Origin of the sequence: Salipiger abyssi, from assembly GCF_001975705.1 — a bacterium.
Classification (GTDB): Bacteria; Pseudomonadota; Alphaproteobacteria; order Rhodobacterales; family Rhodobacteraceae; genus Salipiger; species Salipiger abyssi.
The window spans coordinates 375911-399952 of the sequence record NZ_CP015093.1; the positions used below are offsets into that span (position 1 = coordinate 375911).

26 protein-coding genes and 1 tRNA gene are annotated in these 24042 nt (G+C 65.9%); 12 read left to right on the forward strand and 15 right to left on the reverse strand.

The window, feature by feature from the left end:
* Nucleotides 1–34: 34 nt before the first annotated feature.
* The 4 genes from Ga0080574_RS05480 to Ga0080574_RS05495 are packed head-to-tail and all read right to left on the reverse strand — an operon-like array spanning nt 35 to nt 1939.
* Nucleotides 35–616, reverse strand: a complete 582-nt coding sequence (locus Ga0080574_RS05480) for a GNAT family N-acetyltransferase (RefSeq protein ID WP_076695872.1) — start codon at nt 614–616, stop codon at nt 35–37.
* Nucleotides 616–1014, reverse strand: a complete 399-nt coding sequence (locus tag Ga0080574_RS05485) for a ketosteroid isomerase-related protein (protein WP_237219324.1) — start codon at nt 1012–1014, stop codon at nt 616–618. Before Ga0080574_RS05485 ends, Ga0080574_RS05480 begins: the two co-directional genes overlap by 1 nt.
* Nucleotides 1011–1457 carry an arsenate-mycothiol transferase ArsC gene (locus Ga0080574_RS05490; RefSeq protein WP_076695876.1) on the reverse strand — a complete coding sequence of 149 codons (447 nt, stop codon included), beginning with the start codon at nt 1455–1457 and terminating at the stop codon, nt 1011–1013. The genes Ga0080574_RS05485 and Ga0080574_RS05490 overlap by 4 nt, the downstream gene beginning before the upstream one ends.
* Nucleotides 1458–1459: 2 nt before the next feature.
* Complete coding sequence (locus tag Ga0080574_RS05495) at nt 1460–1939, reverse strand: UPF0262 family protein (RefSeq protein WP_076695878.1); 480 nt, start codon at nt 1937–1939, stop codon at nt 1460–1462.
* Nucleotides 1940–2085: 146 nt separating this feature from the next.
* Between Ga0080574_RS05495 and Ga0080574_RS05500 the strand changes: the two genes are divergently transcribed.
* Complete coding sequence (locus Ga0080574_RS05500; RefSeq protein ID WP_076695880.1) at nt 2086–3294, forward strand: alpha/beta hydrolase family protein; 1209 nt, start codon at nt 2086–2088, stop codon at nt 3292–3294.
* Nucleotides 3295–3297: 3 nt separating this feature from the next.
* Here the strand turns inward: Ga0080574_RS05500 and hisD are convergent, their stop codons facing one another.
* The 4 genes from hisD to Ga0080574_RS26180 form a co-directional block, all read right to left on the reverse strand.
* Nucleotides 3298–4599 carry a histidinol dehydrogenase gene (gene hisD, locus Ga0080574_RS05505; RefSeq protein ID WP_076705701.1) on the reverse strand — a complete coding sequence of 434 codons (1302 nt, stop codon included), beginning with the start codon at nt 4597–4599 and terminating at the stop codon, nt 3298–3300.
* A 111-nt stretch (nt 4600–4710) separates the two neighbouring features.
* Nucleotides 4711–5175, reverse strand: a complete 465-nt coding sequence (locus Ga0080574_RS05510) for a DUF2948 family protein (protein ID WP_076695882.1) — start codon at nt 5173–5175, stop codon at nt 4711–4713.
* On the reverse strand, nt 5172–6443 hold the full coding sequence (gene murA / locus Ga0080574_RS05515) for a UDP-N-acetylglucosamine 1-carboxyvinyltransferase (protein WP_076695884.1): 1272 nt from the start codon (nt 6441–6443) through the stop codon (nt 5172–5174). Before murA ends, Ga0080574_RS05510 begins: the two co-directional genes overlap by 4 nt.
* Before the next feature lie 3 nt (nt 6444–6446).
* Entirely contained in the window at nt 6447–6605 is a 159-nt protein-coding gene (locus tag Ga0080574_RS26180; protein WP_198039776.1) for a hypothetical protein, read from the reverse strand.
* A gap of 99 nt (nt 6606–6704) precedes the next feature.
* Here Ga0080574_RS26180 and Ga0080574_RS05520 point away from each other — a divergent pair.
* Nucleotides 6705–6779 (forward strand) — tRNA-Thr (locus tag Ga0080574_RS05520).
* A gap of 83 nt (nt 6780–6862) precedes the next feature.
* Here the strand turns inward: Ga0080574_RS05520 and Ga0080574_RS05525 are convergent.
* On the reverse strand, nt 6863–8065 hold the full coding sequence (locus Ga0080574_RS05525; RefSeq protein WP_156876305.1) for a hypothetical protein: 1203 nt from the start codon (nt 8063–8065) through the stop codon (nt 6863–6865).
* Nucleotides 8066–8329: 264 nt separating this feature from the next.
* Complete coding sequence (locus Ga0080574_RS05530; protein WP_076695888.1) at nt 8330–10366, reverse strand: NADH:flavin oxidoreductase; 2037 nt, start codon at nt 10364–10366, stop codon at nt 8330–8332.
* Between the two features lie 119 nt (nt 10367–10485).
* Between Ga0080574_RS05530 and Ga0080574_RS05535 the strand changes: the two genes are divergently transcribed.
* Nucleotides 10486–11127, forward strand: coding sequence for a TetR/AcrR family transcriptional regulator (locus Ga0080574_RS05535; RefSeq protein WP_076695890.1), 642 nt, complete (start codon nt 10486–10488; stop codon nt 11125–11127).
* A gap of 83 nt (nt 11128–11210) precedes the next feature.
* On the opposite strand, the gene Ga0080574_RS05540 is transcribed toward Ga0080574_RS05535, so the two are convergent.
* A complete protein-coding gene (locus Ga0080574_RS05540) occupies nt 11211–12866 on the reverse strand; it encodes a thiamine pyrophosphate-dependent enzyme (RefSeq protein WP_076695892.1) in 1656 nt (551 codons plus the stop codon).
* A 186-nt stretch (nt 12867–13052) separates the two neighbouring features.
* Here Ga0080574_RS05540 and Ga0080574_RS05545 point away from each other — a divergent pair, with 186 nt between their 5' ends.
* The 9 genes from Ga0080574_RS05545 to Ga0080574_RS05585 all read left to right on the forward strand — a co-directional run bounded on the left by Ga0080574_RS05545 (nt 13053) and on the right by Ga0080574_RS05585 (nt 19646).
* The gene (locus Ga0080574_RS05545; RefSeq protein ID WP_076695894.1) at nt 13053–13337 is read left to right on the forward strand and encodes a hypothetical protein; all 285 of its coding nucleotides are present in this window, start codon (nt 13053–13055) and stop codon (nt 13335–13337) included.
* On the forward strand, nt 13334–13708 hold the full coding sequence (locus Ga0080574_RS05550; protein WP_076695896.1) for a response regulator: 375 nt from the start codon (nt 13334–13336) through the stop codon (nt 13706–13708). Before Ga0080574_RS05545 ends, Ga0080574_RS05550 begins: the two co-directional genes overlap by 4 nt.
* Before the next feature lie 2 nt (nt 13709–13710).
* Complete coding sequence (locus tag Ga0080574_RS05555; protein WP_076695898.1) at nt 13711–15849, forward strand: chemotaxis protein CheA; 2139 nt, start codon at nt 13711–13713, stop codon at nt 15847–15849.
* Entirely contained in the window at nt 15842–16309 is a 468-nt protein-coding gene (locus tag Ga0080574_RS05560; RefSeq protein WP_076695900.1) for a chemotaxis protein CheW, read from the forward strand. Before Ga0080574_RS05555 ends, Ga0080574_RS05560 begins: the two co-directional genes overlap by 8 nt.
* Nucleotides 16306–17175: a CheR family methyltransferase gene (locus Ga0080574_RS05565; protein WP_076695902.1), complete on the forward strand. Its 870-nt coding sequence runs from the start codon at nt 16306–16308 to the stop codon at nt 17173–17175. Before Ga0080574_RS05560 ends, Ga0080574_RS05565 begins: the two co-directional genes overlap by 4 nt.
* A 9-nt stretch (nt 17176–17184) precedes the next feature.
* Nucleotides 17185–17571 carry a response regulator gene (locus Ga0080574_RS05570; protein ID WP_076695904.1) on the forward strand — a complete coding sequence of 129 codons (387 nt, stop codon included), beginning with the start codon at nt 17185–17187 and terminating at the stop codon, nt 17569–17571.
* Between the two features lies 1 nt (nt 17572).
* On the forward strand, nt 17573–17929 hold the full coding sequence (locus tag Ga0080574_RS05575) for a DUF8776 family protein (protein ID WP_076695906.1): 357 nt from the start codon (nt 17573–17575) through the stop codon (nt 17927–17929).
* 125 nt (nt 17930–18054) lie between these two features.
* Nucleotides 18055–19119 (forward strand): CheB methylesterase domain-containing protein, encoded by a 1065-nt coding sequence (locus tag Ga0080574_RS05580; RefSeq protein ID WP_076695908.1) that lies wholly within the window; start codon nt 18055–18057, stop codon nt 19117–19119.
* Nucleotides 19116–19646 (forward strand): chemotaxis protein CheD, encoded by a 531-nt coding sequence (locus Ga0080574_RS05585; RefSeq protein ID WP_076695910.1) that lies wholly within the window; start codon nt 19116–19118, stop codon nt 19644–19646. Before Ga0080574_RS05580 ends, Ga0080574_RS05585 begins: the two co-directional genes overlap by 4 nt.
* Nucleotides 19647–19656: 10 nt before the next feature.
* Here Ga0080574_RS05585 and Ga0080574_RS05590 read toward each other — a convergent pair whose 3' ends face one another.
* From Ga0080574_RS05590 to Ga0080574_RS05605, 4 genes are all read right to left on the reverse strand, one after another.
* Nucleotides 19657–20379, reverse strand: coding sequence for a proteasome-type protease (locus Ga0080574_RS05590; RefSeq protein ID WP_076695912.1), 723 nt, complete (start codon nt 20377–20379; stop codon nt 19657–19659).
* Nucleotides 20380–20470: 91 nt separating this feature from the next.
* Nucleotides 20471–21307, reverse strand: a complete 837-nt coding sequence (locus Ga0080574_RS05595; RefSeq protein ID WP_076695914.1) for a transglutaminase family protein — start codon at nt 21305–21307, stop codon at nt 20471–20473.
* The gene (locus Ga0080574_RS05600; protein WP_076695916.1) at nt 21304–22257 is read right to left on the reverse strand and encodes an alpha-E domain-containing protein; all 954 of its coding nucleotides are present in this window, start codon (nt 22255–22257) and stop codon (nt 21304–21306) included. The genes Ga0080574_RS05595 and Ga0080574_RS05600 overlap by 4 nt, the downstream gene beginning before the upstream one ends.
* A gap of 7 nt (nt 22258–22264) precedes the next feature.
* Complete coding sequence (locus Ga0080574_RS05605; protein ID WP_076695918.1) at nt 22265–23689, reverse strand: circularly permuted type 2 ATP-grasp protein; 1425 nt, start codon at nt 23687–23689, stop codon at nt 22265–22267.
* Nucleotides 23690–24042 lie beyond the last annotated feature (353 nt).

The following is a 24042-nucleotide window of genomic DNA, read 5'->3' on the forward strand; positions in this document are numbered from 1 at the left end:
CCCCGGGATATTTATGGCCAATGGAAAACCGGAATCAGAGCGATTTGATCCAAAATTGCAAGGAATGGTCGGTCTGCTCGCGATTTCCGAGGTCTTTCCATCGAAAATGTGCAAGTACGCCGTCAAGTTTCTCATAGCCGCGCTTGCGCCAGAACGGATCGAGCGGCGCGTAATCCGCCGAGCGCGCCGGATGATCCGCAGGGCGCAGCACGCCGCAGAAGGCGGCAAAGCGCCGCCCCAGGGCGCGGGCATGAGCTTCGCGCAGATCGAAGAACCTGTGCCCGATCCCCCGCCCCCGGTAGTCCGGCAGCAGCACGGATTCCGCGCAATAAAATATCTCGGCCAGATCGTAGCCGCTGCCGGCGAAGGCGGCGGCGAAATCCTCGGCATGATCCTCCATCGGCGTGCCGGTGGCGGCGCCCACCAGCCTGTCGCCGTCGAAGGCGCCAACCAGCACCGCGCCGGGGCTGTCGCGATAGGTCTGGAGATAGCCGCGCTCGTATTCGAGATCCCCGTCATAGAGATAGGGAAAGTCGCGGAACACCGCGATGCGCAGCCGCGCCACATCGTCGAGCGCGGCATCAAGCGCCGCGCCGGTCAGCACCTCGACCCGCATCAGCCGACCTGCCGGATCCAGTCCGCGAGGTTGTAATAGGTCACCACGCGGGAGATCTTGCCGTCGGTCAGGCTGAAGAACGAGCCCGCCGGCAGCCGGTAGCTCTGGCCACGCGCCTCGGGCAGCCCGGCATCGGTGTTGAGATATGTGCCGTTGACGATGTATTCGGCGGCGGCGCGGGTGCCGTCCTCGGCCTCGAAAATCACCATATCGGTGAGGGTTTCGTCATAGCAGTGGGACATGTGGGCGCAGAACTCGGCGAATTTGGTCTTGCCGCTGCGGATCTGCCCCTCGTTGACGTGATGCGCCACCTCGGCATCGAGGCAGGCCAGCATCGCCTCCGTGTCCTTGGCGTTGAACGCATCGAAATAGCGTTTGATCGTGTCGGTGGCGCTCATCTCTCTCCCCATCGGCTCTTGATCCTGTCCAAAATCTGGTCGCGGGTCTGGCGGTAGGCGTTGAGTTTCATCTCGCGCGTCTCGCCCAGCCCGGTCGGGTCCATGATCGGCCAGTACTCCACCGTCAAGTGGTAAAACCGCGTGAGATCCAGCGCCGCGCGCTGCGAGGCCGGCGACATGGCGACGATCAGGTCGAACCCCGAGAGCGCCTCGCCCATCTCCTCGAGCTCCTCGAAGCTGCGGGCGCGGTGCTTGTCGAGCTCGACGCCGATCTCGCGGCAGACCGAGATCGCGAAGCCGTCCACATCGAGATCGTTCACCACGCCCACCGACTGCACATAAGTGTCGAAGCCGTAGAGCTTTTTCATGATGCCCTCCGCCATGGGAGAGCGCACTGCGTTGTGATCGCAGCAGAACAGCACGGACTGCGGCAAATCCGCCAAGCTCAGCCCCCGAAATGCAGCACGCAGATGAGGGTGAAGAGGCGGCGGGCGGTGTCGTCATCGACCTCGGCCTTGCCCTCCAGCCGCTCCTGAAGGATGCGCGCGCCCTCGTTGTGGATGCCGCGGCGGGCCATGTCGATGGTCTCGATCTGGCTGGGCGCGGCGGTCTTCACCGCGTCGAAATAGCTTTTGCAGATCTGGAAGTAATCCTTCACCACCTGCCGGAAGGGCGACAGCGAGAGGTGGAATTCGGCGCAGGGCTCGCCGGCCTCGGTGGAGACGTCGAAGACCAGCCGCTTCTCGCGGATCGCCAGCCCCAGCTTGTAAGGCCCCTCGGGCACCGCGCGCCCGTCGCGCGCCGGCAGGGCAAAGCTGTTCTCTTCCATGAGGTCGAACATGGCGACACGGCGCTCCTGTTCGATTTCCGGGGTCGGCGGCGGCAGGTTGGCGTCGTCCAGATCAATCTCGGAGATATGGCTCATGGCGGGATCCTTCAGCGGGCCTGACAGGAGTAGCGCGGCGGGGCGGGCTCTGCAATGCGCAGGCCGCGGCTACGGGCGGCATTTCACGCATAGAGGCAGATGTGCTAAAAAGACTCATTCTTTAGGTGTTTGACAGGAGCGCAGCCATGTCCCGGCGTGCCATTATTCTCGTTCCCGGATTTGCCCGCAAGGAGCGCAACCAGGCCCGCGACCGGCTGGTAAGGGCGTTGCAGCATTACACCGACGGCTGGCGGGTCGAGCAGACCGAGGAGGGCAGCGGCGCGACGAGCGGCGCCATCGGGCTGGTGGCAGAGGCACGCGACGGCGGCGAGACCCGCGAGATCGACGTCTACGAGGCCTATTGGGGCGATCTGATCCCCGACTGGAGCAACGAATCCCCCTGGGCGCGGTTCAAGCGCGGCTTTTTCCTGATCCGCTACTGGCTGACCGGCGGCGCGCGCGGCTGGCTGACGCGGGGCGAGGCGCCGCCGCGCGCCGCCCGGGCGATGCTGGCCGCGGCGGTGCTGCTGATCCTGTGGTGGGCGGTGGTGGCGGTGTTCCTGATGCAGGCCATCGGCAGCGGCACGGTCACCCTGCCCGACTCGCTGACGCAGATCCCGCTGGTGCAGACCGCCTGGGGCTGGCTCACCGGCTGGACGGCAACGGTCGCCGGATCGGTCTTTGCGCTGGTCATGCTGTGGATCTGGAGCCTCGGCTGGCTGGAACAGTTCGCCAATATCTCCGCCTATACAAAGGCCTATCTGCGCGATGAGGCGCTTGGCGACGACGATATCGGGCTGCGGGCCAAGGCGCGTCACCGGGTACTCGACATGCTCGACCAGGTGGCCGATGTCGAGGGCGACAAAGCGTATGACGAGATCTATGTGGTCGGGCATTCGCTGGGCGGCGCCATCGCGGTGGACGCGCTGGCCGAATGCGGCGATCTGCTCGACCGCGTGGTGCTGTTCACCTGGGGCTCGGCGCTGGGGATGATGGCGCAGCAGGAGCCGCTGGTGGAGCAGGAGATCGCCAAGTTCTACACCTCGAAGACGCGGGTGCGCTCGTGGATCGACGTGGTCTATGCAAAGGATTACATGGGCTCGAAAGTGCCGGTGCCGCGGCGTTTCGGCAAGGACGGCGCGCCGGGGCCGAGCTATGACATGCTGTTCCCCGGCTCGCTTGCGCCGACGCTGCCCAAGGGCATGCATGTTCTGGAGCTGACCCGCATTCACGAATCCTATTACCGCTGCGAAAGCGCGGCGCTGATGCTGGTGGAGCCGATCACCGCGCTTCCGCCGCTGCCGAGCGAGCCCGTGGGCTATGTCCCGCACGAGCTGCGCGCCGTGCAGGGCTGATCCCTACTCGTTGAGCTTGCGCAGCCGCGCGGTGACGCTCAGCCCGTGCGCCTGAAGACTTTCCGAGCTGGCCAGAACCTCGGCGGCGGGGCCGATGGCGCGCAGCGCCTGCGGCGACATCTGCGCCAGCGTGGTGCGCTTGAGGAAATCCAGCGCCGAGAGCCCCGAGGAGAAGCGCGCCGAGCGCGCCGTGGGCAACACATGGTTGGGCCCGCCGACATAATCGCCGATGGCCTCGGGCGTCCATTGCCCGAGGAAGATCGCCCCCGCATGGTGGATCTTTTCCGAAAGCGCCAGCGGATCGGCGACGCAAAGCTCCAGATGCTCGGGTGCGACGCGGTCCGAGAGCGCCGCCGCCTCGTCGAGATCGCGCGCGACGATCACCGCGCCGAAATCGCGCCAGCTGGCGCCGGCGATGGCGCCGCGCTCCAGCACCTCGAGCTGCCGCTCGACCTCCGCCGCGACCGCCTGGCCGAATTCCGCATTGTCGGTGATCAGGATCGACTGGGCGCTCTCGTCATGCTCGGCCTGGCTCATCAGATCGAGCGCGATGAACTCAGGATCGTTGTCACTATCCGCAATCACTAGGATCTCGGAGGGCCCCGCGATCATGTCGATGCCGACCTTGCCGAAGACCCGCCGCTTGGCCGCCGCCACAAAGGCGTTGCCCGGCCCGGTGATCTTGTCCACCGGCGCCACGCTTTCGGTGCCATAGGCCAGCGCCGCGATCGCCTGGGCGCCGCCGATGCGATAGATCTCGTCCACCCCGGCGATGCGCGCGGCCAGCAGCACCAACGGATTCACCACGCCGTCGGGCGTGGGCACGCAGATACAGAGCCGCTCGACCCCCGCCACCTTGGCGGGAATCGCGTTCATCAGCACCGAGGACGGGTAGCTCGCCAGCCCGCCCGGCACATAGAGCCCCGCCGCCGAGACCGGCGTCCAGCGCCAGCCCAGCGTGGCGCCGTCGGGATCGGTCCAGAGCGCGTTCTCGGGCATCTGGCGGACATGATAGGCGCGGATGCGCTCGGCAGCCTTTTCCAGTGCCGCGCGTTCGGCATCGGGCACTGCGGCGCAATGCGCGTCGATCTCCTCGGGCGTGAAGGCCAGCGCGCCGGGCGCCAGCTCCAGCCGGTCGAACTTCGCCGTCAGCTCGATCAGCGCCGCGTCGCCGCGGGCGCGCACATCGGCAATGATCGCCGCGACGGTGTCGTCCACATCCGGGCTGTCCTCGCGCTTGGCGCTCAGCAGCCGGGCGAACTCGATCTCGAAATCCGATTCGGTGGTGTCGAGAAAGACGGGCATGACGGATCCTTTCGCAAGCTCCTGCCGCTCATAGAACGCCGGCCACGCCATCTCAAGCCTGCCGCCGCCCTTTCATCTTTCCCTCAAATACTCAGGTCGCGCCGCCGGCCCTCAGGCGCCGTGATCGGGCATCCTGCCCGACACCGCCCGGTAAGGCCGCGTCACGTCGCGCAGCCGCAGCTCCAGCGCCTCGACCCGGGCGCGCAGCGCGCCGTCGCCGGCGAGCGTGAAGACCACGAAGCCGCTGCCCTCCTCGCCCGGCTCGAAATCGACCGAGAGCAGCGACAGCACCGTGTCGCGCTCCTCGCGCGCCACACCCTGGCTCGACACGCCGAGCACGTTCTCGACCGAGACCAGCGCCCGCACCCGTTCGGGCGGCTGCACATGCTGACCATCCTCGCGGCGCAGCCGGTTGACCAGCAGCGTCAGCCGCTGGTGGCGTTTCTGGAAAGCGACATCGCCCACGGTCAGCACCGCGTCCTGCAACAGCGCCGAGAGCACTTGCAGATCCTCCGGGTCCATCGCGCCCAGATTCAGCGGCGTGCCGCCTGCGTCTTCAAACCGTGCGTCCGTCAATCGCCCTTCACCCGTTCGATCTTTGCGCCCACCGCGCTCAGCTTGCTCACCACATGCTCGTAGCCGCGGTCGAGATGGTAGACCCGGCTCAACACGGTTTCGCCCTCTGCCGCAAGCCCCGCGAGGATCAGCGACACGCTGGCGCGCAGATCGGTGGCCATCACCGGCGCGCCTTTGAGCTTCTCCACGCCGGTCACGGTGGCGGTGCCGCCATGCACGTCGATCCGGGCGCCCATGCGCATCAGCTCCGGCGCATGCATAAAGCGATTCTCGAAGATCTTCTCCTCCAGCACACTGGTGCCCTCGGCGGTGCAGAGCAGCGCCATCATCTGCGCCTGAAGATCGGTGGGAAAGCCCGGGAAGGGCTCGGTCACCACATCGACCGCGCGCACCGCGCCGTTCCTGCGCGACACCTTGAGCCCGTCCGGCGTCTCCTCGACCGAGACCCCGGCGGCATCGAGCTTTTCGCAAAAGCTCTCGACCAGCGCGATGGTGCCGCCGAGGCATTCCACCTCGCCGCCGCAGATCGCCGGCGCCAGCATATAGGTGCCAAGCTCGATCCGGTCGGTGACCACGCGGTGGGTCGCCCCGCCCAGCCGGGCGACGCCCTGGATCTCGATGGTATCCGTGCCCTCGCCCGAGATCTGCGCGCCCATCTTGCGCAGGCATTGCGCCAGATCGACAATCTCCGGCTCGCGCGCGGCGTTTTTCAGCACCGTGGTGCCGTTGGCCAGCGTCGCCGCCATCAGCGCATTCTCGGTGGCGCCGACCGAGACCAGCGGAAACTCCACCTCCCCGCCGCGCAGCCCGCCCGACGGCGCCTTGGCGTGCACATAGCCCTCTTTCAGCTCGAGCTCGGCGCCCATCGCCTCCAGCGCGCGCAGATGCAGATCGACAGGCCGCGCGCCGATGGCACAGCCGCCGGGCAGCGACACTTCCGCATGGCCGTAGCGCGCCAGCAGCGGGCCCAGCACGAGGATCGAGGCGCGCATCTTGCGCACGATATCGTATTCGGCGCGGGTGCCGGTCAGGTCGTGGCTCGACATCGCCAGCACCTGATTGTCCTGAAGCCCCTGCACCTCGGCGCCCAGCGATTGCAGCAGCAGCGTCATGGTGCGGATGTCCGACAGGCGCGGCGCATTGGTCAGCGTCAGCGGCTCGTCGGAGAGCAGCGTCGCCGGCATGAGGGTCAGGCAGGCGTTCTTGGCCCCTGCGATGGGAATCTGGCCGGAAAGCGGGCCGTTCCCGGTGACGAGGATGGAATCCATTTCCTAGGGGTCCTTTTCACTGCTCTGTTCGGACGCGGGCTTTGCCGCGCCGCGTGCCTTTGCCTGTTGCTTGCGCCGGGCGAGATTCGCCTTCAGCGCCGCTTTCAGCCGCGTATCGCGGTCTTTCGGCGTGGGTTTCTGGCTGCCTGTCTTGCGCTCCATGAGCCTTCTTTAAAGCAGGGGTGAAAAACCGTCCAGATTGCGCTTGCACCGGAATCAATTTGCGTCTAATCACCCGCCACGCTGATAAGGCGCCCCGGCGCTGCTGTAGCTCAGAGGTAGAGCACTCCCTTGGTAAGGGAGAGGTCGAGAGTTCAATTCTCTCCAGCAGCACCACTTTCCAATCCGGTTTTTGCTTGTTTCGCATCTGCGTGGCGGTGCCTTTGGCACTTGCACAGTCTCCGACGCAAGCGGCGGCGTCACTTTCCGTAAAGCTTGAAGCGCAACGTTCTGTTCATGGTCGACAGAGTGCTCACCGGCATTTCGTGCCAGGAGGTGAAACGGAACGCGGCGATATCGCCAAGCGCCACGGACTCGCTGCGCCACCGGCCAGAGGCGATGTTGCGGGCAAAGGCCACCGACTCGTCCCAGTACCGTGCATCGGCGGCATTCTGTTCGGATACGCAATCGCGCGGCATCTTTCTTCCGCGGGCGTTTTCGTAGGGAAGGTAGGGCAGACTGCCCCCCGAGATCTGCCAGTTGTCCTGCCAGACACAGCGGACCGTCCCGCGGTATTTGCGGTAGCGCGGCATGTCGAGACCGGGATAGAGCGCATAATTCGTGTTGGTCACGATGGTCAGCTTTGCCCGTGTGCGGGGCAAGGTTTTGAGGATCTCCAACAGTGCCGCCGTCTTTGCACGAAACGCCGCCGGATCGGCCTTGGCGTGATTATAAGGATAGTCGACGACCGCGCCGCTGAGGGCGAGTGGGCGATCCTTGTCAGCCTCCATTGCGAGCTTGAGTTCCGAGAGCACCCCCGTCATCACGTCGGTGGTTTTGCCTGCGGTCTTCAGCGCGGAATGCCGACCTGCCGCCCAGTTCGGAAGGTTGACCAGCAGCGCCATGTCCACCGTCACACCGGCGGCGCGGTTGGTGGCGTGCGCGTTGGTCAGATCCCTCAGCCGCTTCATATAAAGCAGCGCGACCCGCGCCGCACCGCGATCCGAATACCCCCGACCGGTTGCGGTTTCCGCACAGCTATATGCCTTCCGCGATCCGTCGAGCAGCCGCAGGAACGGGCCATCGACATCAATCGCCCGGATCGGAACGCCCGCATCCAGCACTCGCCGGACGATCCGTCTGAACTCCCACTCGGCGGCGGCGTTCGCGGTTTGCGCCGGATCGGCCCCCGGTGCACAACCAGAGACGCCCAGACCGTAGCCCGCAACATATGTGACGCGAAAATCATCTGCGGCGGACGCACCGCGATTGAGTGTGCGCCGCAAATTCGCGAGATCGCCATCGGACAGATAGGTGCCGTCCGGGCGCCTGGAATGATCCGGCGCGAAGGGCGACACCAGCGCCTGCGAGATCACGATGCGGCGTAGCCCGTTCGCGTGAAACTTGTTCCACATACTCGCACGCGCCTCGACGCTGCTGTCGAAGACATCCGCGAAATCCATCGAGCGCAGATTCGGGCCGAACTCGATCTCCTGCGCCGAGAGCGTGTTGGCCACCACGGTTGCGACAAGCGCAGCAGCGATCAAAAGACCACGCGGATTGAACAGTTTCATCATCGGACCGCCTGCGCTGTTTCCCGGACCGCGCAGGCACCTCTGCAACGCGCGGCGTTGCTTCGCAGGATAGCTCACCAGCCCCGGCAGGCAACAGCCGGCGGCCAGCCGCCCTGCCCTTGAGCCGGATATGGCCATCCGGTGCCGGCGCTGTCAAAGCGCCCGCGACAACCGCAGCGCGTCGTAGATCGCCGCGTGGGTGTTGCGGGCCGATACCGCGTCGCCGATGCGGAAGAGCCGATAGGCGCCCTCCGGATTGCGGCGCACGTCCTGCGGCGCCAGCGCCACCAGCGCCTCATAATCCACCTCTCCGAGATTGACCGAGCCCGGGCGCAGCTCGAAATAAAGATCGTCGAGCGGCCTTGTGCCGAGATTGACCACCACCTGATCGACCTCGCGGGTCCGGGTGAAGGCGCCGTAATCGCTGCCGAGCTGCGCCTCCAGCACGTTGCCTGCCCGGCGCACCGCGTCGAGCTTCCAGGTCACGGTGAAACGCACGTCGCGGCCCTGAAGCGCGCGCAGTGACGGTGTCAGCGACATGCCCATGACCTCGGAGGCGATATTGCGGTCGCGGGTGACGATCTCCACCGACGCACCGGTGGCGGCGATGGTCTCGGCGGCCTGAAGCGCCGCGAAATCCCCCGCGTCGTCAAAGATCAGCACATTGCTGCCGGGGCGCGCATCGCCCGAGAGGATATCCCAGGCGGTCACCACCAGCCCGTCGCCCTCCGCCAGCCCCTCCGCATGGGGCAGCCCCCCGGTGGCGACGATCACCACGTCCGGCGCCTCGGCCCGTACGGTGTCGGCATCGGCGAAGCTGTTGAAATGAAAGCGCACCCCCAGGCGCTCGCATTCGGCAAAGCGCCAGTCGATCAGCGACATCATCTCGGCCCGGCGCGGCGTCTGCGCGGTGAGCCGCACCTGCCCGCCGGGATCGTTCGCCGCCTCGTGCACCACCACCTCATGGCCACGCAGCGCCGCAACCCGCGCCGCCTCCAGCCCCGCGGGGCCCGCGCCCACGATCACCACGCGGCGTGTCTCCGTCGCCGGCGCGATCTCGTGCGGCAGCTCCAGCTCGCGCCCCGTCGAGGGGTTGTGCAGGCAGAGTGCGCCGCCACCCATATAGATCCGGTCGAGGCAGTAATTGGCGCCGACGCAGGGCCGGATCCGGTCCTCCTCGCCGCGCAGGATCTTGGCGACGATATGCGGGTCGGCCATATGCGCGCGGGTCATGCCGACGATATCGAGCTTGCCGCTGGCGATGGCGTGGCGGGCGGTGGCCACGTCCTGGATCTTGGCGGCGTGCAGGGTGGGGATCTGTGCCTCGGCGCGGATCTCTCCGGCGAAATCCAGATGCGGGGCGCTGCGCATGCCCTGCACCGGGATCACATCGGTCAGCGCCGCGTCGGTGTCGATATGGCCCCGGATGACATTGAGGAAATCCACCAGCCCACTGGCTTTGAGCCGCCGCGTGATCTCCATCCCCTCGGCTTTCGTGATGCCGCCCTGCTCCACCTCATCCGCCGCGTAGCGGATGCCGACGATAAAGTCGGCGCCCACCCGCTCGCGGATCGCGCCCAGCACCTCCATGGCAAAGCGCATGCGGTTGTCGAGCGACCCGCCATAGGGCGCCTCCATCTCATTGACCAGCGGCGTCCAGAACTGGTCCATCAGGTGGCCGTAGGCTTCGAGCTCGATCCCGTCGAGCCCTGCGGCCTGCATCCGCTCGGCGGCATCGGCGTAATCCGCGATCACCCGCGCGATATCCCAGTCCTCGGCCTTTTTCGGAAAGGCCCGGTGCGCCACCTCGCGCGCGTGCCCGGCGCTGAGCGACGGCAACCAGTCGCCCCGGTCCCAGCGGGTGCGGCGGCCCAGATGGGTGAGCTGGATCATCACCGCGCAGCCGTGATCGTGGCATTCCTCGGTCAGCGCGCGCATCCAGCCCACCACCTCGTCCTTCCAGGCGAGGATATTGTTGAAGGCGGGCGGGCTGTCGCGCGACACGCTGGCCGAGCCCGCCGTCATGGTCAGCCCGACCCCCGCCCGCGCCCGTTCGGCGTGATAGGCGCGATAACGCGCCTTGGGCATGCCATCCTCGGCATAGGCGGGCTCGTGCGAGGACAGCATCAGGCGATTCTTCAGCGTCAGATGCTTGAGCTGGAACGGCTGGAGCAGCGGATCGGCGGACATGGGCGGACTCCCTGTTGGACAGGCGTGACGCTGCGCAAAATGTTCACTTATGTCAAGTTTGAGATCACCTCTGTCCATTTCCGATTGTTGCGCCCTGCAAGACCGGCTAATCTGTTGGCATGAGCAGTCAGGACGCGCAGGCAGAGACCGACAAAACCGCCGGCTGGCGCGGCTCGCGCGAGCTCTGGCTGGAGGCGGCAAGGCAGGCCTTTGTCGAGAGCGGTCTGGAGGCGGTGAAGATCCAGCCTCTGGCTGCACGGCTGGACCTCTCCCGCACGAGTTTTTACTGGTTTTTCAAGGACCGGGGTGCCCTTCTTCAGGCATTGCTCGAACTCTGGGAAGCGCGGAATACCGGCGCCATCCAGGCCGCCTGCGAGGCCTATGCCGAGACCCTGCCCGAAGCGGTTCTGACGCTGATTGCCGCCTTTCTGGAGGAAACCGGGTTCGAGCCGCGTTTCGATTTCGCGGTACGTGGCTGGGCGCATCGCGACGCGACGGTCGCGGCGCGGGTGCAGGCGGCGGACGAGGCCCGGCTTGCGGCGATTCGCGCCATGTTCACCCGTTTCGGCCTGCCCGCGACAGAGGCGGATGTGCGCGCGCGGACGGTCTATCTCACCCAGATGGGCTATATCTCGATGCAGGTGCAGGAGACGCTGGAGATCCGGCTGGCGCGTGTCGCCGATTACGTGGCGATCTTTGCCGGCCAGCCGCCGCAGCCGAACGAGATGGCGCGATTCCGGGCACGGTTCGGCAGGGGCTAGCGGCGCCGTAGGGTGGGCAATTTGCCCACCGCGCCGGGCGGTTGCGTGGGATGACGCTGGAAGCGGTGGGCAAATTGCCCACCCTACGAGCCTGCGCGGATCTGCGTCAGCGTCCGGTACGGCGTCAGCGCCTCGGTATCCACCGTCAGTTCCAGCAGCGCACCATTGGGCGCCGCCAATGCCCGTTCGAAGGTCTCGGCGAATTGCGCGGTCTCGGACACCACTTCGCCATGCAGGCCACAAGCCCGCGCAAGCGCCGCGAAATCGGGGTTTTGCAGGTCGGTGGCGCTGACCCGTGCCGGGAATTCGCGCTCCTGATGCGCGCGGATCGTGCCGTAGCTGCCATTGTTGACCACGATCACGATCACCGCCGCCCCCGCCTGCCGGGCGCTGGCAAGCTCCTGCATCGTCATCTGGATATCGCCATCGCCGGCAAAGCAGAGCACCACCGCATCGGGGCGCTCCAGCTTGGCCGCCACCGCCGCCGGCAGCCCGTAACCCATCGCGCCGGATTGCGGCGCCAGCAGCCGGATGCCCGGCTGGAACCGGAAGAACCGCGAGGACCAGACGGTGAAATTGCCCGCGCCATTGGTCAGCACCAGCTCACGGTCTTCCAGCCGCTCGCGCAGATGCGCGCAGACCGCGACCATATCCACCGGACCGGGCTGCGCCGGCGCCTTGTCGATGAAGCCGAGATACGCCTCCCGCGCCGCCTCGCGCCACGCCGCCCAGCCGCCGGAAACCTGCTCCGTCAGCGCCAGCGCAAAGCGCTCGGGGGAGGCGTGAATGCCCAGCGTCGGGCGATAGACCTTGCCGATCTCGCGGTCCGAGGCGTGCACATGCACGATCTTCTGCACCGGATCGGGCACATCGAGGAGCGTATAGCCGTCGGTCATGTTCTCGCCGAACCGGATGCCCAGCGCCAGAATCACATCGGCCTCGCGCAGAAGCGCCTTGGTCGCAGCGCTCATCCCCACCCCGGCATCGCCGCAGAACACCGGCGAGCGATTGTCGAACTGGTCCTGATAGCGGAAGGAGGTCGCGACCGGGATGTCCGCCCCTTCGGCAAAACGCTGCAACGCCGCGCTGGCCTCGCGATCCCAGGGCGCGCCGCCCATCAGGATCAGCGGGCGCTCGGCGCGCTCCAGCATCTCCAGCGCCTCGACCATGGCGCCCGGCGCGGGCTCGGGCGGGAAGACCGGCACCGGCCCGTCGAGCGGCGCCGTCTCGGTCTCGGCCATCAGCATATCCTCGGGCAGCGCGATCACCACCGGGCCGGGGCGGCCGGTGGTGGCCACCGTCCAGGCGCGCGACAGGATCTCGGGCACGCGGGCGACATCGTCGATCTCCACCGCCCATTTCGCCATGGTGCCGAAGACGGCGCGGTAGTCGACCTCCTGAAACGCCTCGCGCCCGCGCATGTCGGTGGCGATCTGGCCCACCAGAAGCAGCATCGGCGCGCTGTCCTGCATCGCCGTATGCACCCCGATGGAGGCGTTGGTGGCGCCCGGGCCGCGCGTCACCATGCAGATGCCGGGCTGACCGGTGAGCTTGCCATGCGCCGCCGCCATGAAGGCCGCCCCGCCCTCCTGCCGGCAATTGACGAAATCGAGCCGCCCCCTGCTGTCATGCATCGCGTCGAGAACCGCCAGATAGCTTTCGCCCGGCACGCCAAAGGCCCGCCGTGCGCCCAGCGCCGTCAGGCACTCCACCACCAGTTGCCCACCATTGCGCGCCATTGCCGTTCTCCTTTCGCTGATAGGCGTGTTGTGAAGAAATCGCCCGACAACCGCAAGCGCGTGCAGAAAACACCACTCGCCAGAACGCTTTGTTAAGACACGCGCCGTATTTCTCATCCCGGACCGGCGCGGATTTGGCCCGCCGGCAACAGACCCCGCGACGCTGCCAGAGGTGCCGATCCCACGATGTCCGACCTTCACTCCCACCTTCTCGAACCCGTGCGGAACCGCAACGGCGAGGATGCGCTGGTGCCCTTCCTGCTGGGTGCGCGTCACATGCCGGTGTCGATCTCGGCCCGCGACGTGGCCCGGCTCGATGCGCACCGGCTGCAAATTCTGCTGGTCGCAGAAAAGCAATGGGCCAGCGAAGGGCTGCCCTTCCGGCTGACCGACACTTCCGACACGTTCCGCGCCGGGCTCGAACGGCTCGGCCTGGCCCCCGATCACTTCGACAAGGACCCCATGCAATGACCACCAAAGTCCTCGCGATCGACGATTCCCGGACCATCCGTAACCTGCTGCGCGTCTCGCTCGAAGGGGCCGGCTTCGAATACCATTCGGCCTGCGACGGGGTCGAAGGGGTCGAACAGTTTTCCGAGGTCGAGCCCGATGTCGTCATCACCGACATCAACATGCCCAATATGGACGGGTTCGGCGTGATCGAGAATCTGCGCAGCGGTCCCAACCGCACCACCGTGCCGATCATCGTGCTGACCACCGAAAGCGGCCCCGATCTCAAGACCCGCGCCCGCGAGGCCGGCGCCACCGGCTGGATCGTGAAACCCTTCGACGACGCCTCGCTGGTCTCGGTGCTGCGCCGTCTTACCGGGCATGTGGTGTAACCATGTCGAACAGCTCGATCCGCGATACGTTTTTCGAAGAGTGCGAGGAGCTTCTCGAGGCGCTCGTCGAGGGGCTCTCGGCGATGGAAGAGAACGCCGAGGATATGGATGTGGTCAACGCGGTGTTCCGCGCGGTGCATTCGATCAAGGGCGGCGCCGGTGCCTTCGCGCTCGACCGTCTGGTGAACTTTGCCCACACGTTCGAAACCGTGATGGACAAGGTGCGTTCGCACGAGCTCTCCGTGGACGAGTCGCTGATGCGGCTCTTCCATCGCTCCGGCGATCAGCTCGCCGATCTGGTCGAGGCCGCCCGCGACGAGCGCGAACCCAACGCGGAGTCGGAGGCCGCGATCCTCAAGGAGCTCGACACCTATCTCGGCGATGTCGACAAGAACGACGATTTCGCCTTCGACGCGGTGACGCTGGATTTCGACACCGGCCCGGTGCCCATCGACCTTTCCGAGCCCGAGCCGGTGATGCGGCATTTCGATATCCGCTTCCAGCCCTCGCCTGCGCTCTATTCCAACGGCCACGAGCCGCTGCTGCTCTTCGATGCGCTGGCGGAGCTTGGCACGCTTTCGGTCAGCGCCAATCTCGACCGGTTGCCTGAATTCGACGCCTTCGATCCCAATGACGCGGTGATCGACTGGCAGCTGTCACTGGAGACCGCCGAAGATGAGACAGTGCTGCACGAGGTATTCGAATTCGTCGACGCACTCTGCACGCTCGATATTTCGGTACGTGAGGAGGGAGATGAGGCCCCTGCGGCGACGCCGGAACCGCTCGCGCCAGCCGAGGTGGCAGAGGCCGACTCCGAGCCCTCTCCGCCATCATTTGCGCCACAGCCAGTGTCAGAACCCAAATCCGCGGCGCAGCAATCCACGAGCCAGCAAGCCGCCGCCCGCGAGGAGCCGCGCGGCCCGCGCCCGACCCTGCGGGTCGATCTCGAACGCGTCGACCGCCTGATCAACACTGTCGGCGAGCTGATCATCAATCAGGCGATGATCTCTCAGCGCATCGAAGAGCTGGAACTGCCCGCAGTGGCGCATCTGACCAATGAGCTCGAAGCCTACAAGCTGCTCGCCCGTGACATCCAGGAAGGTGTCATGGCGATCCGTGCGCAACCGGTCAAACCGCTCTTCCAGCGCATGTCGCGCATCGTGCGCGAGGCCTCGGAAGCCACCGGCAAGAAGGCCAAGCTGGTGACGGTGGGCGATTCCACCGAGGTCGACAAGACGGTGATCGAACGGCTCGCCGACCCGCTCACCCATATGGTGCGCAATGCTGTGGATCATGGGCTCGAAAGCCCGCAGAAACGCCGCGAGGCCGGCAAGGATCCAACCGGCTCGATCCGGCTCTCGGCCTCGCACCGCTCCGGCAGCGTGTTCATTGAAATCGCCGATGACGGCGCCGGGCTGAACCGCGCGCGCATCCTGGAAAAGGCCATCGAAAAGGGACTTGTGTCGCCCGATGCCGAGCTTTCGGAACAGGAGGTCGACAACCTGCTCTTCCTGCCCGGCTTTTCCACCGCCGCCGAGGTCTCCAGCCTCTCGGGCCGTGGCGTCGGCATGGATGTGGTCAAGAACGCGGTGGCAGCACTTGGCGGGCGTGTCTCGATCAGTTCGGTTCCCGGCAGCGGCACCACCTTCACCATCGTGCTGCCGCTGACCCTGGCGGTGATGGACGGCTTCGTGATCTCCATCGCCGATCAGACCATGGTCATTCCCATCGCCTCGATCATCGAGACGATCCGCCCCAACAGCAAGGATCTGCACTCTATCGGCACCACCGGCCAGGTGATCTCGGTGCGCGGCGCCTATGTGCCCATTGTCGATGTCGCCCGCAATCTCGGGCTCACGCGTGAGCGTGCGCCCATCGGCACCGGTGTGCTGCTCTTGGTCAGCACCGAGGGCCAGGGCCTCACCGCGTTGCGGGTCGGCGGCATCCACGACCAGCGACAGGTGGTGATCAAGAGCCTCGAGAGCAATTACGGCGCCATCCCCGGCGTCTCGGCCGCAACGATCCTCGGCGACGGCAAGATCGCCCTGATCCTCGACCCCGATGAACTCGTGAAACTCAACCCCGGGGCGCCGTTCCTGCCCCCCGCCCCCTCCCCCAGAATGGAGCTGCGCCATGCTTGACGTCACCGAAGCCCCGACCGAGACCCAGTTCGAATTCATCACCTTCTCGGCCGGCGAGCAGAGTTTCTGCCTCGAAATCACTCAGATCCGCGAGATCCGCCGCTGGGCCCCGGTGACCAAGCTGCCACATACGCCCGACGATGTTCTGGGCGTGATGAACCTGCGCGGCGCGGTGATCCCGATCTTCGATCTCGCCGCCCGCTTCGGCCTCGGCACCACGCCCGATAATGAGCGCAATGTGGTGATCGTGGCCGCCGCCGGCGGCACCACGATCGGGCTGCTGGTGGAATCCGTCTCCGAGATCCTCTCGGTGGACAAATCCGCGATTCAGGAAACCCCCGACATCAAATCCGAAGCAGCGCGGCAGGCCATTCTGGGCGTCATTTCGGTGGGCGAAAACATGGTCCGCGTCGTCAATCTCGACGCGGTGCTCGACAACGAAATGGGAGGCGCGGTATGACCGCCACCGCGCCAGATCTGGGATCTCGGGAGTTCAGCTTCACCGATCAGGATTTCCGCGCGCTTGCGCAGCTTGCGCGGGCCGAATTCGGCCTCAGCCTCGCTGAAAGCAAGAAGCCGCTGGTCTATTCTCGACTGGCACGACGGCTGCGTGCGCGCCATATCTCAAGCTTTCAGGACTATATGACCCTGCTCGGCGGGCAGGAAGAGGCGGATGAGCGGCTGGAACTGATCTCGGCGCTCACCACCAATGTGACCAGCTTCTTCCGCGAAAAGCATCATTTCGACACGCTGCGACGCGAACTAATGCCGCAGCTGGCGAAACAGCCGCGCATTCGTCTTTGGTCCGCCGGCTGTTCCTCGGGGCAGGAGCCGTTCTCCATCGCCATGACCCTGCTCGACGCCTTGCCCGAGACGTCGCGACGCAATGTCCGGATTCTGGCCACCGATATCGACCCTGCCATCGTGCGCCGCGCCCGCGCCGCCCGCTACCCGAAGGAGGAGAGCGAGACCATTCCCGCCGAGCTGCGACGCGCCTGGACAAAGCCCTGCCCTGAGGAAGACGACCAGGTCGAGATGTCGCAAACCGCTCGGCAGATGATCTCTTTCGCCGAGCTGAACCTGATCGAGCCCTGGCCATTCCACGGCCCCTTCGACGCAATCTTCTGCCGCAATGTGGCGATCTATTTCGATCACGACATCCAAAAGACGCTGTGGAGCCGCTTTGCCGGCATGCTGCGCGACGGCGGCTTCCTGTTCATCGGCCATTCCGAGCGAGTTTCCGGGCCGGCGCTCCAGAGCCTCACCACCGCCGGGGTCACCACCTATCGCAAGACATCCGCGTCCGGCCCCGCCGTCGCGACCTAGGAGACGAGAATGAGTCTGAAAGAATCCCTGCGCGTCATGGTGGTCGACGACATGGCCACGAGCCGCGGCCTGATCACCCAGGCGCTCGACGAGATCGGCATCAAGAACTACCAGACCGAGAATGACGGGCAAAAGGCGCTGACCCGCCTCGCCGCGAGCCCGGTGCATCTGGTGCTGTCGGATTTCAACATGCCCAATATGGACGGGCTGGCGCTGTTACAGGCGGTGCGCCAGAACAAGGCGACCCAGCGCATGGGCTTTATCCTCGTCACCGGCAAGCCGACGCCCGACATGGTCGCCGCCGCCAAGAAATGGGGGCTCAACAACATGATCAAAAAGCCGTTCACCTCGCTGTCGATGAAGCAATGCATCGAGAGCGTGGTGGGAAAGCTCTGACATGCCGCTGAGCGATATCCACCTGTCCCCGTCGGAGGCGACCCGGTTGCTGTCGCAGGAGATCCGTCACCTGCAACACCGGCTGGAGCGGCTCGAACAGGGTATGGAGCATTTCTATGCTGCCGGCAGCGGGCGGCTGGGCACCGTGGCAGTGACCGCATTGCAGGAGCTCGACATGCTGGCGCAATCCACCGACGCGCTGGCGGGCTACGTGGAAAAACTCTCGCCCCGGCTCGATGCCGAGTCCGCGCTGGATCTCACGCCGGAGCTTCGTGCCATTCCGCTACGCGCGCTCGGCCGGAGACTAAGCGGCGGGCAGCAGGAGGATCTGGCGGCCAACGCGCCAGAGCTGTTCTGAGCGTGGCCGCCCGGCCCGGCGGGGCCTGGTCCCGCCCTTCCGGCAGCCCATAACGGGCTGCGGTCAACCCAGTCTCGCCAGCCTGCCGATGCAGGTCTGGCAGCCCAGAAAAGAAGGGGGCGCCGATGAGTCCGATCTCGCTGATCATCGCCATTCCGGACAGAAGCCTGCGCCGCAGACTCGCACAGGAGGTGGGGGGCTCGCCCCAGATCGAAGTGATCGCCGAGACCCACGATCTCATGACCACCTATGCCGAGGTGGAAGAGCGCGAACCGATGGCAGTGCTGATCTCCGGGCAGCTGGCGCGCCAGCCGGAGTTCGAGGTGATGCGCGCGCTCTTCGCCACGCTCGATGTGCGCTGGCTGGTGATCACCGAGCGCCCGGATACTGGCGCGCGCGCACCGGATTCTCCTTGGGGGCGCAGCTCGGATCTGTTCGCGGTGGATACCGGCGCGCCCGCCAGTCTGCTGATCGAAACGCTGCGCAGCCTGACCCGCACCGCGCGACGCCCAGACCGCTCGTCCGCGCCGGCCACCGGTACGCGCCCCCCAGCGCAGCCGCGCAGCAACGCGCCCTCGCTCGGCCACAGCAACCGCTTCATCCTGATCGGCGCCTCCACCGGCGGGGTCGATGCGCTGCTCACCGTACTCTCGGCCTTTCCCGCCGACTGCCCACCCACCTTCATCGTGCAACATACCGGCGGCGGGTTCGGCGAGAGCCTGACGCGGCTGCTCGACCGGCAATGCGCCGCTGAGGTCAGGCCCGCCCGCGACGGCGACCGGATCGGGCACGGACAAATCGCGATTGCCGCGGGAAGCCGGGCGCATATGCGGCTCGCGGGCGGCAAGCCAATGCGCATCGTGCTGGAGGCGGGTGCGCCGATCTCCGGTCACATGCCCTCGGTCGATGCCATGTTCCACTCCGCCGTGCCGGGGGCGCAGCGGGCGGTGGCAGCGCTGCTGACCGGCATGGGGCGCGATGGCGCCGAGGGGCTTAAAGCGCTGCGCGACGCCGGCGCCGCGACCATCGCGCAGGACAAGGCCACAAGCACCGTCTACGGCATGCCGCGCGCGGCGATGCAACTCGACGCGGCGCAGATCAGCCTGCCGCTGCAAAAGATCGGCCCGGCGATCCTGCACGCCTGCGCCAAGGACGACACAGGGACCGGCAAGAGGGTGGCAACGAAATGACGCATGCAGTGGAAAAGATCGAGAACGTGATCCAGGGCGAGTACCGCATTTCGAACGATCCGAACTGCGTGCTCTCGACGGTGCTGGGGTCCTGCGCGGCGGTCTGCCTGACCGATCCGGTTGCTGGCGTCGGCGGCATGAACCATTTCCTGCTGCCGCACCGGGCCGGGCGCGATGGCGAGGATGTGCGCTATGGCGCCTATTCGATGGAGTTGCTGATCAACGGGCTCCTGAAACGCGGCGCGCGCAAGAACCGGATGCTCGCCAAGCTCTTTGGCGGCGCCAAGATGCTCACCCAGCTGCGCGATATCGGCGATTCCAACGTCGCCTTCGCCCGCGAATTCCTCCAGAACGAGGGCATCCCCGTTGCCTCGGAAAGCACCGGCGGCAATGCCGCGCGGCGGATCCGGTTCTGGCCGACGGACGGACGGGTGAAACAGTTCATCGTACCGGGCGAGGTCGAGCGCGTGGCACCGCCGGTCGCCGCCCCGGCGCCGCCGTCGCATGGCGAAATCGTGCTGTTCTGAGCCCCGCCGCTCAGATCGGGTCGATCTGCTGGAAGGCGTTGCGCAGCGCCTCGGACCAGGCGGCGCTCATCCGGGCAAAGCCCTCGTCATCCGGCTCGATCCGGCGGCGGCGGCTGATCTCGAACGCATCCGCCTCGATGATGGCGAGGTCGAGCGGCATGCCGACGCTGAGATTCGACCGAAGCGTCGAATCCATCGACAAAAGCACCGCCTTCTCGGCATCGGCCATGCCGGTGCCGGGCTCGATCACCCGGTCCAGGATCGGCTTGCCGTATTTATGCTCGCCGATCTGCAAGAACGGCGTGTCGGCGGTGGCTTCGATGAAATTGCCTTCGGGATAGATCAGGAACATGCGCATCGGCCCGCCCTTGCGCTGCCCCGCCACGATCATCGAGGCGGTGGCGCCCTGGCTCATGCGCTCCATCCGCGCCGCCACCTCGGAGGTGACATCCGACAGCATGCTGCCGACGATCTCGGCCACCTGCAACATGGTCGGCGCGCTCAGGATCGACTTGCCGCTTTCGGGGTCGTCGATGGCGTCTCTCAGCCGCGCCATGGTGGTCTGGGTGATCGACAGCGAGCCCGCCGTCATGATGCCGATGGCGCGCTCGCCCGGCTGCTCGAAGAGGAACATCTTGCGGTAAGTCGCGATATTGTCGAGCCCCGCATTGGTGCGCGTGTCGGAGAGCAGCACGATGCCCGCGTCCAGCAGCAATCCAACGCAATAGGTCATTCCCGAATCCCCTGAAGCACCCTGCCCCGCCCCGGCTATAGTGCCGCGCGGCGCACCGGGCAATGGGGGCAAGGCGCCGCGCGCCGCCGCATCACTGTGCCTGCTGCTGGCCCGGCGCCGCGGTGACGGTCACTTCCACCTTGAGATGTTCCTCCGGCGTGCTGCCCTGCACCACGCCACGGATCGGCGCCGCGTCCTGCGCATCGAAGCCCGAACCGAGGCGGATATAGCGCTCGTCCGGACAGCAGCGGTTGGACGGATCGAAGCCGACCCAGCCCAGATCGGGCACGAAAAGCTCGGCCCAGGCGTGGCTGGCCTCATGCGGCTTGCCATCCTCGTCCACCTGCAAATAGCCTGTGACGTAACGCGCCGGAATGCCCGCCACATGCGCGACGGCAATCAGCGCATGGGCGTGATCCTGGCACACACCCTTGCCGCCCGAGAGCGCCTCGGCAGCGGTGGTGTGCGGCTTGGTCTCGCCCGGTGCATATTCGATGGCCTCGGCGATCGCGCCGGACAGCGCATGGGCGCGGTCGAGATCGGTGGCCGATTTCATCCCCTCCAGCGCCGAAGCCGAAAGCTCGCGCAGATCGTTGTCCGGGCGGATGAACCGGGTGGAGCGCAGATAGAGCGAGGCCGGCCCCTTTTCGCGATGATCGCGCAGCACGCCAAAGAGATCGACGGTCTCGACCTCGCCGGTCACCTCGACGCTGAGCTCGTCGAGCGGGCCGCGCCAGCTCACAAGCGCCGTGCGGTCGCCGGCGCCGTCGGTGAACTCGGCGCCGCGCAGGGCGCCTTCGGTCTTCACCTCCCAGGACAGCAGCTTTTGCGAGGCGCAATCGGCCGGCCAGAGCCGCAGCGACTGCACCACCCCGCGCACGGGATGGTCGAAACGGTAATGGGTGATGTGGCGCACGCTCAGTTTCATGCCGGCATCCCATGCAGATAGACATCCTGGACGGTGATCGCGAGGCCCGCGTTGCGCGCCATGAACCGCCCCAGGAATTCGTGCAGCCCCTCGTCGAAGATATCGTCGACCGTGGCGCGGCTGAGATCGTCGAGCAGCTGATGCGCCACGTCCTGCGCGCGGGTGCCGGTCTGGTAATTCTCGGCGATATTGTCGAGATGCTCGCAGCTCCACCGCACGCAGGACAAGAGCGAGCGCGGGAACTTGCGGTTGAGGATCAGCAGATGCGCGATCTTCTGCGCGGTGATCTCGCCGGTATAGGTCCAGTTGAAGGCGCGCTGCGCGGTCATCGACTGCAACAGCAGCGCCCACTGGCTCTGATCGAGCCCGGAGCCGACATAGGACAGCGACGGCAGCAGCACGTAATATTTCACGTCGATCAGCCGCGCGGTGTTGTCGGCGCGCTCGACCGAGGTGCCGATGCCCATGAAATCGTAGCCGTCATTGCGCAGTTGCGTGGCCTGGATGCAGCCCCGCACCAGATGACAGGTGCGCAGCGTCCATTCGCTGAGATCGCTCAGCATGAGCTTGCTGCGCTCGGTGCGCTGGAGCTGCTTGAGTTCTTGAAAGGCGGAGTTGATCGCATCCCAGACCGGCGCGGTCAGCGCGGTGCGCACCACGCGGGCATTCTCGCGCGCGGCGTTGATGCACGACAGCACCGAGGACGGGTTCTCGGCGTCGAAGAACAGCCAGGTCTCGATATTGCGCTGGTTGGGCTCGCCGTATTTCTCCTTGAACTCCTCCAGCGTGCCCTTGGCCTGAAGCACGGCCTCCCAGTCGTTGCGATAGCCGCCCGAGGGATCGGGCAGCAGCGCGTTGCGGGCGCCCACTTCGAGCAGGCGCGCGGTGGTTTCGGCGCGCTCGAGATAGCGGGCCATCCAGTAAAGGTGATCTGCGGTGCGGCTCAGCATGTCGTCTTCACTCCGCCAGGACCCAGGTGTCTTTCACGCCCCCGCCCTGCGAGGAGTTCACCACCAGCGAGCCTTCGGTCAGCGCCACGCGGGTCAGCCCGCCCGGCACGAGTTCGATCTTTTCGCCCACCAGGCAGTAGGGGCGCAGATCCACATGGCGCGGCGCGATGCCCTCTTCCACGAAGGTCGGGCAGGCCGAGAGCGACAGCGTCGGCTGCGCGATATAGTTCTCGGGGTTCTCGCGGATCTTGGCCTCGAATGCCTCGATGGTGGATTTGTCCGATTTCGGCCCGACCAGCATACCGTAGCCGCCCGATCCGTGCACCTCTTTCACCACCAGCTCCGGCAGATGTTCGAGCACGTATTTGCAATCGTCCTTCTTGGCGCATTGCCAGGTGGGCACGTTTTCCAGCACCGGCTCCTCGCCGAGATAGAAGCGGACCATCTCGGGCACATAGGTATAGATCGCCTTGTCGTCGGCCACGCCCGCCCCTGGCGCCGAGCAGATCGTCACCCCGCCCGAGCGGTAGACATCCATCAGCCCCGGCACGCCCAGCATGGAGTCGGGGCGGAAACACAGCGGATCGAGGAAACTGTCGTCGATCCGGCGATAGATCACGTCGACCTTTTTGGGGCCCTCGGTGGTCTTCATCCAGACGAAATCGCCCTCGACGAAAAGATCCTGCCCCTCGACCAGCTCGACCCCCATGAGATCGGCCAGGAAGGAATGTTCGTAATAGGCGGAGTTGAACTGGCCGGGCGTGAGGATCACGATATTCGGCTCGCTCATGCATTTCTTGGGCGCAACCGAAGCCAGCGTCTTTTTCAAGAGCCCGGCATAGCCGTCGACCGGTGCGATGCGGTTCTCCATGAAGAGCTGCGGATACATGCGCATCATGATTTCGCGGTTCTGGAGCATATAGCTCACGCCCGAGGGGGTGCGGCAGTTGTCCTCCAGCACATAGAACTGATCCGGCCCCGTGCGCACCAGATCGACGCCGACGATATGGCTGAACACGCCCTTGGGCGGCATGAAGCCGACGGCGGCCTTTTCGTAGGCCTCGTTATTGGTGACCAGATGTTCGGGGATGCGACCGGCGCGGATGATCTCGCGCCGCCCGTAGACATCGCAGAGAAAGGCGTTCAGCGCCGCCGCCCGTTGTCGGATGCCACGGTCGAGCTTGCGCCATTCCCCGTCGGTCAGCACCCGGGGGAACATGTCGAACGGAATGAGCCGCTCCGGGTCGCCGCCCTCGCCATAGACGGCAAAGGTGATCCCCACCCGCCGGAACAGCGCCTCGGCCTCGGATTGCTTGAGGCTTCGGAGCTCCGCGGGCATGGAGCGATACCATTGTTCGAGATTTCGATAGGCGGCGCGAACGTCTTCGCCATTCATCATTTCATTGAAGATCGGGGCTTGCTTAGCGCTCATTGTGTTCCCTTCGCTCTGCGCCTCAAACTCCACGTTTCCGCGCGAGAGGAAAAGGCCCCGCCACGAAAATTCTGTCCCTCATATGGAGCGTCGCCCAATTCTTGGGCATCGCCAACACTCGAATCCCGAGAGGCTCGCCTCAGGGCTGTTTTTCGTACTTATCATGAAAATTACGCAATTAACCGCACTCATATTAAGCACAACCCATGATTTCAGCCCACAAATCGGGCAAAACCCTCAACCCAGAGGTACCTTTCGGAAATTGACGTGGAGGCACTTGGGCGCTCCGCTAAGCATCTGGTGTGCTCCAGAGAGGGCATGACAACGGGGATGCTCCGGCGCGAAAGCTAAAA

What these genes read in the sequence shown, in the direction of transcription:
- Ga0080574_RS05585 (WP_076695910.1), top strand. Translation starts at nt 19,116, where the DNA reads ATGACGCATGCAGTGGAAAAGATCGAGAACGTGATCCAGGGCGAGTAC.
- Ga0080574_RS26180 (WP_198039776.1), bottom strand. Translation starts at nt 6,605, where the DNA reads ATGGAGCGCAAGACAGGCAGCCAGAAACCCACGCCGAAAGACCGCGAT.
- Ga0080574_RS05495 (WP_076695878.1), bottom strand. Translation starts at nt 1,939, where the DNA reads ATGAGCCATATCTCCGAGATTGATCTGGACGACGCCAACCTGCCGCCG.
- Ga0080574_RS05535 (WP_076695890.1), top strand. Translation starts at nt 10,486, where the DNA reads ATGAGCAGTCAGGACGCGCAGGCAGAGACCGACAAAACCGCCGGCTGG.
- Ga0080574_RS05590 (WP_076695912.1), bottom strand. Translation starts at nt 20,379, where the DNA reads ATGACCTATTGCGTTGGATTGCTGCTGGACGCGGGCATCGTGCTGCTC.
- Ga0080574_RS05540 (WP_076695892.1), bottom strand. Translation starts at nt 12,866, where the DNA reads ATGGCGCGCAATGGTGGGCAACTGGTGGTGGAGTGCCTGACGGCGCTG.
- Ga0080574_RS05600 (WP_076695916.1), bottom strand. Translation starts at nt 22,257, where the DNA reads ATGCTGAGCCGCACCGCAGATCACCTTTACTGGATGGCCCGCTATCTC.
- Ga0080574_RS05565 (WP_076695902.1), top strand. Translation starts at nt 16,306, where the DNA reads ATGACCGCCACCGCGCCAGATCTGGGATCTCGGGAGTTCAGCTTCACC.
- Ga0080574_RS05545 (WP_076695894.1), top strand. Translation starts at nt 13,053, where the DNA reads ATGTCCGACCTTCACTCCCACCTTCTCGAACCCGTGCGGAACCGCAAC.
- Ga0080574_RS05530 (WP_076695888.1), bottom strand. Translation starts at nt 10,366, where the DNA reads ATGTCCGCCGATCCGCTGCTCCAGCCGTTCCAGCTCAAGCATCTGACG.
- Ga0080574_RS05485 (WP_237219324.1), bottom strand. Translation starts at nt 1,014, where the DNA reads ATGAGCGCCACCGACACGATCAAACGCTATTTCGATGCGTTCAACGCC.
- Ga0080574_RS05575 (WP_076695906.1), top strand. Translation starts at nt 17,573, where the DNA reads ATGCCGCTGAGCGATATCCACCTGTCCCCGTCGGAGGCGACCCGGTTG.
- murA (WP_076695884.1), bottom strand. Translation starts at nt 6,443, where the DNA reads ATGGATTCCATCCTCGTCACCGGGAACGGCCCGCTTTCCGGCCAGATT.
- Ga0080574_RS05580 (WP_076695908.1), top strand. Translation starts at nt 18,055, where the DNA reads ATGAGTCCGATCTCGCTGATCATCGCCATTCCGGACAGAAGCCTGCGC.
- Ga0080574_RS05560 (WP_076695900.1), top strand. Translation starts at nt 15,842, where the DNA reads ATGCTTGACGTCACCGAAGCCCCGACCGAGACCCAGTTCGAATTCATC.
- Ga0080574_RS05555 (WP_076695898.1), top strand. Translation starts at nt 13,711, where the DNA reads ATGTCGAACAGCTCGATCCGCGATACGTTTTTCGAAGAGTGCGAGGAG.
- Ga0080574_RS05525 (WP_156876305.1), bottom strand. Translation starts at nt 8,065, where the DNA reads ATGGATTTCGCGGATGTCTTCGACAGCAGCGTCGAGGCGCGTGCGAGT.
- Ga0080574_RS05500 (WP_076695880.1), top strand. Translation starts at nt 2,086, where the DNA reads ATGTCCCGGCGTGCCATTATTCTCGTTCCCGGATTTGCCCGCAAGGAG.
- Ga0080574_RS05550 (WP_076695896.1), top strand. Translation starts at nt 13,334, where the DNA reads ATGACCACCAAAGTCCTCGCGATCGACGATTCCCGGACCATCCGTAAC.
- Ga0080574_RS05570 (WP_076695904.1), top strand. Translation starts at nt 17,185, where the DNA reads ATGAGTCTGAAAGAATCCCTGCGCGTCATGGTGGTCGACGACATGGCC.
- Ga0080574_RS05595 (WP_076695914.1), bottom strand. Translation starts at nt 21,307, where the DNA reads ATGAAACTGAGCGTGCGCCACATCACCCATTACCGTTTCGACCATCCC.
- Ga0080574_RS05480 (WP_076695872.1), bottom strand. Translation starts at nt 616, where the DNA reads ATGCGGGTCGAGGTGCTGACCGGCGCGGCGCTTGATGCCGCGCTCGAC.
- hisD (WP_076705701.1), bottom strand. Translation starts at nt 4,599, where the DNA reads ATGCCCGTCTTTCTCGACACCACCGAATCGGATTTCGAGATCGAGTTC.
- Ga0080574_RS05605 (WP_076695918.1), bottom strand. Translation starts at nt 23,689, where the DNA reads ATGAGCGCTAAGCAAGCCCCGATCTTCAATGAAATGATGAATGGCGAA.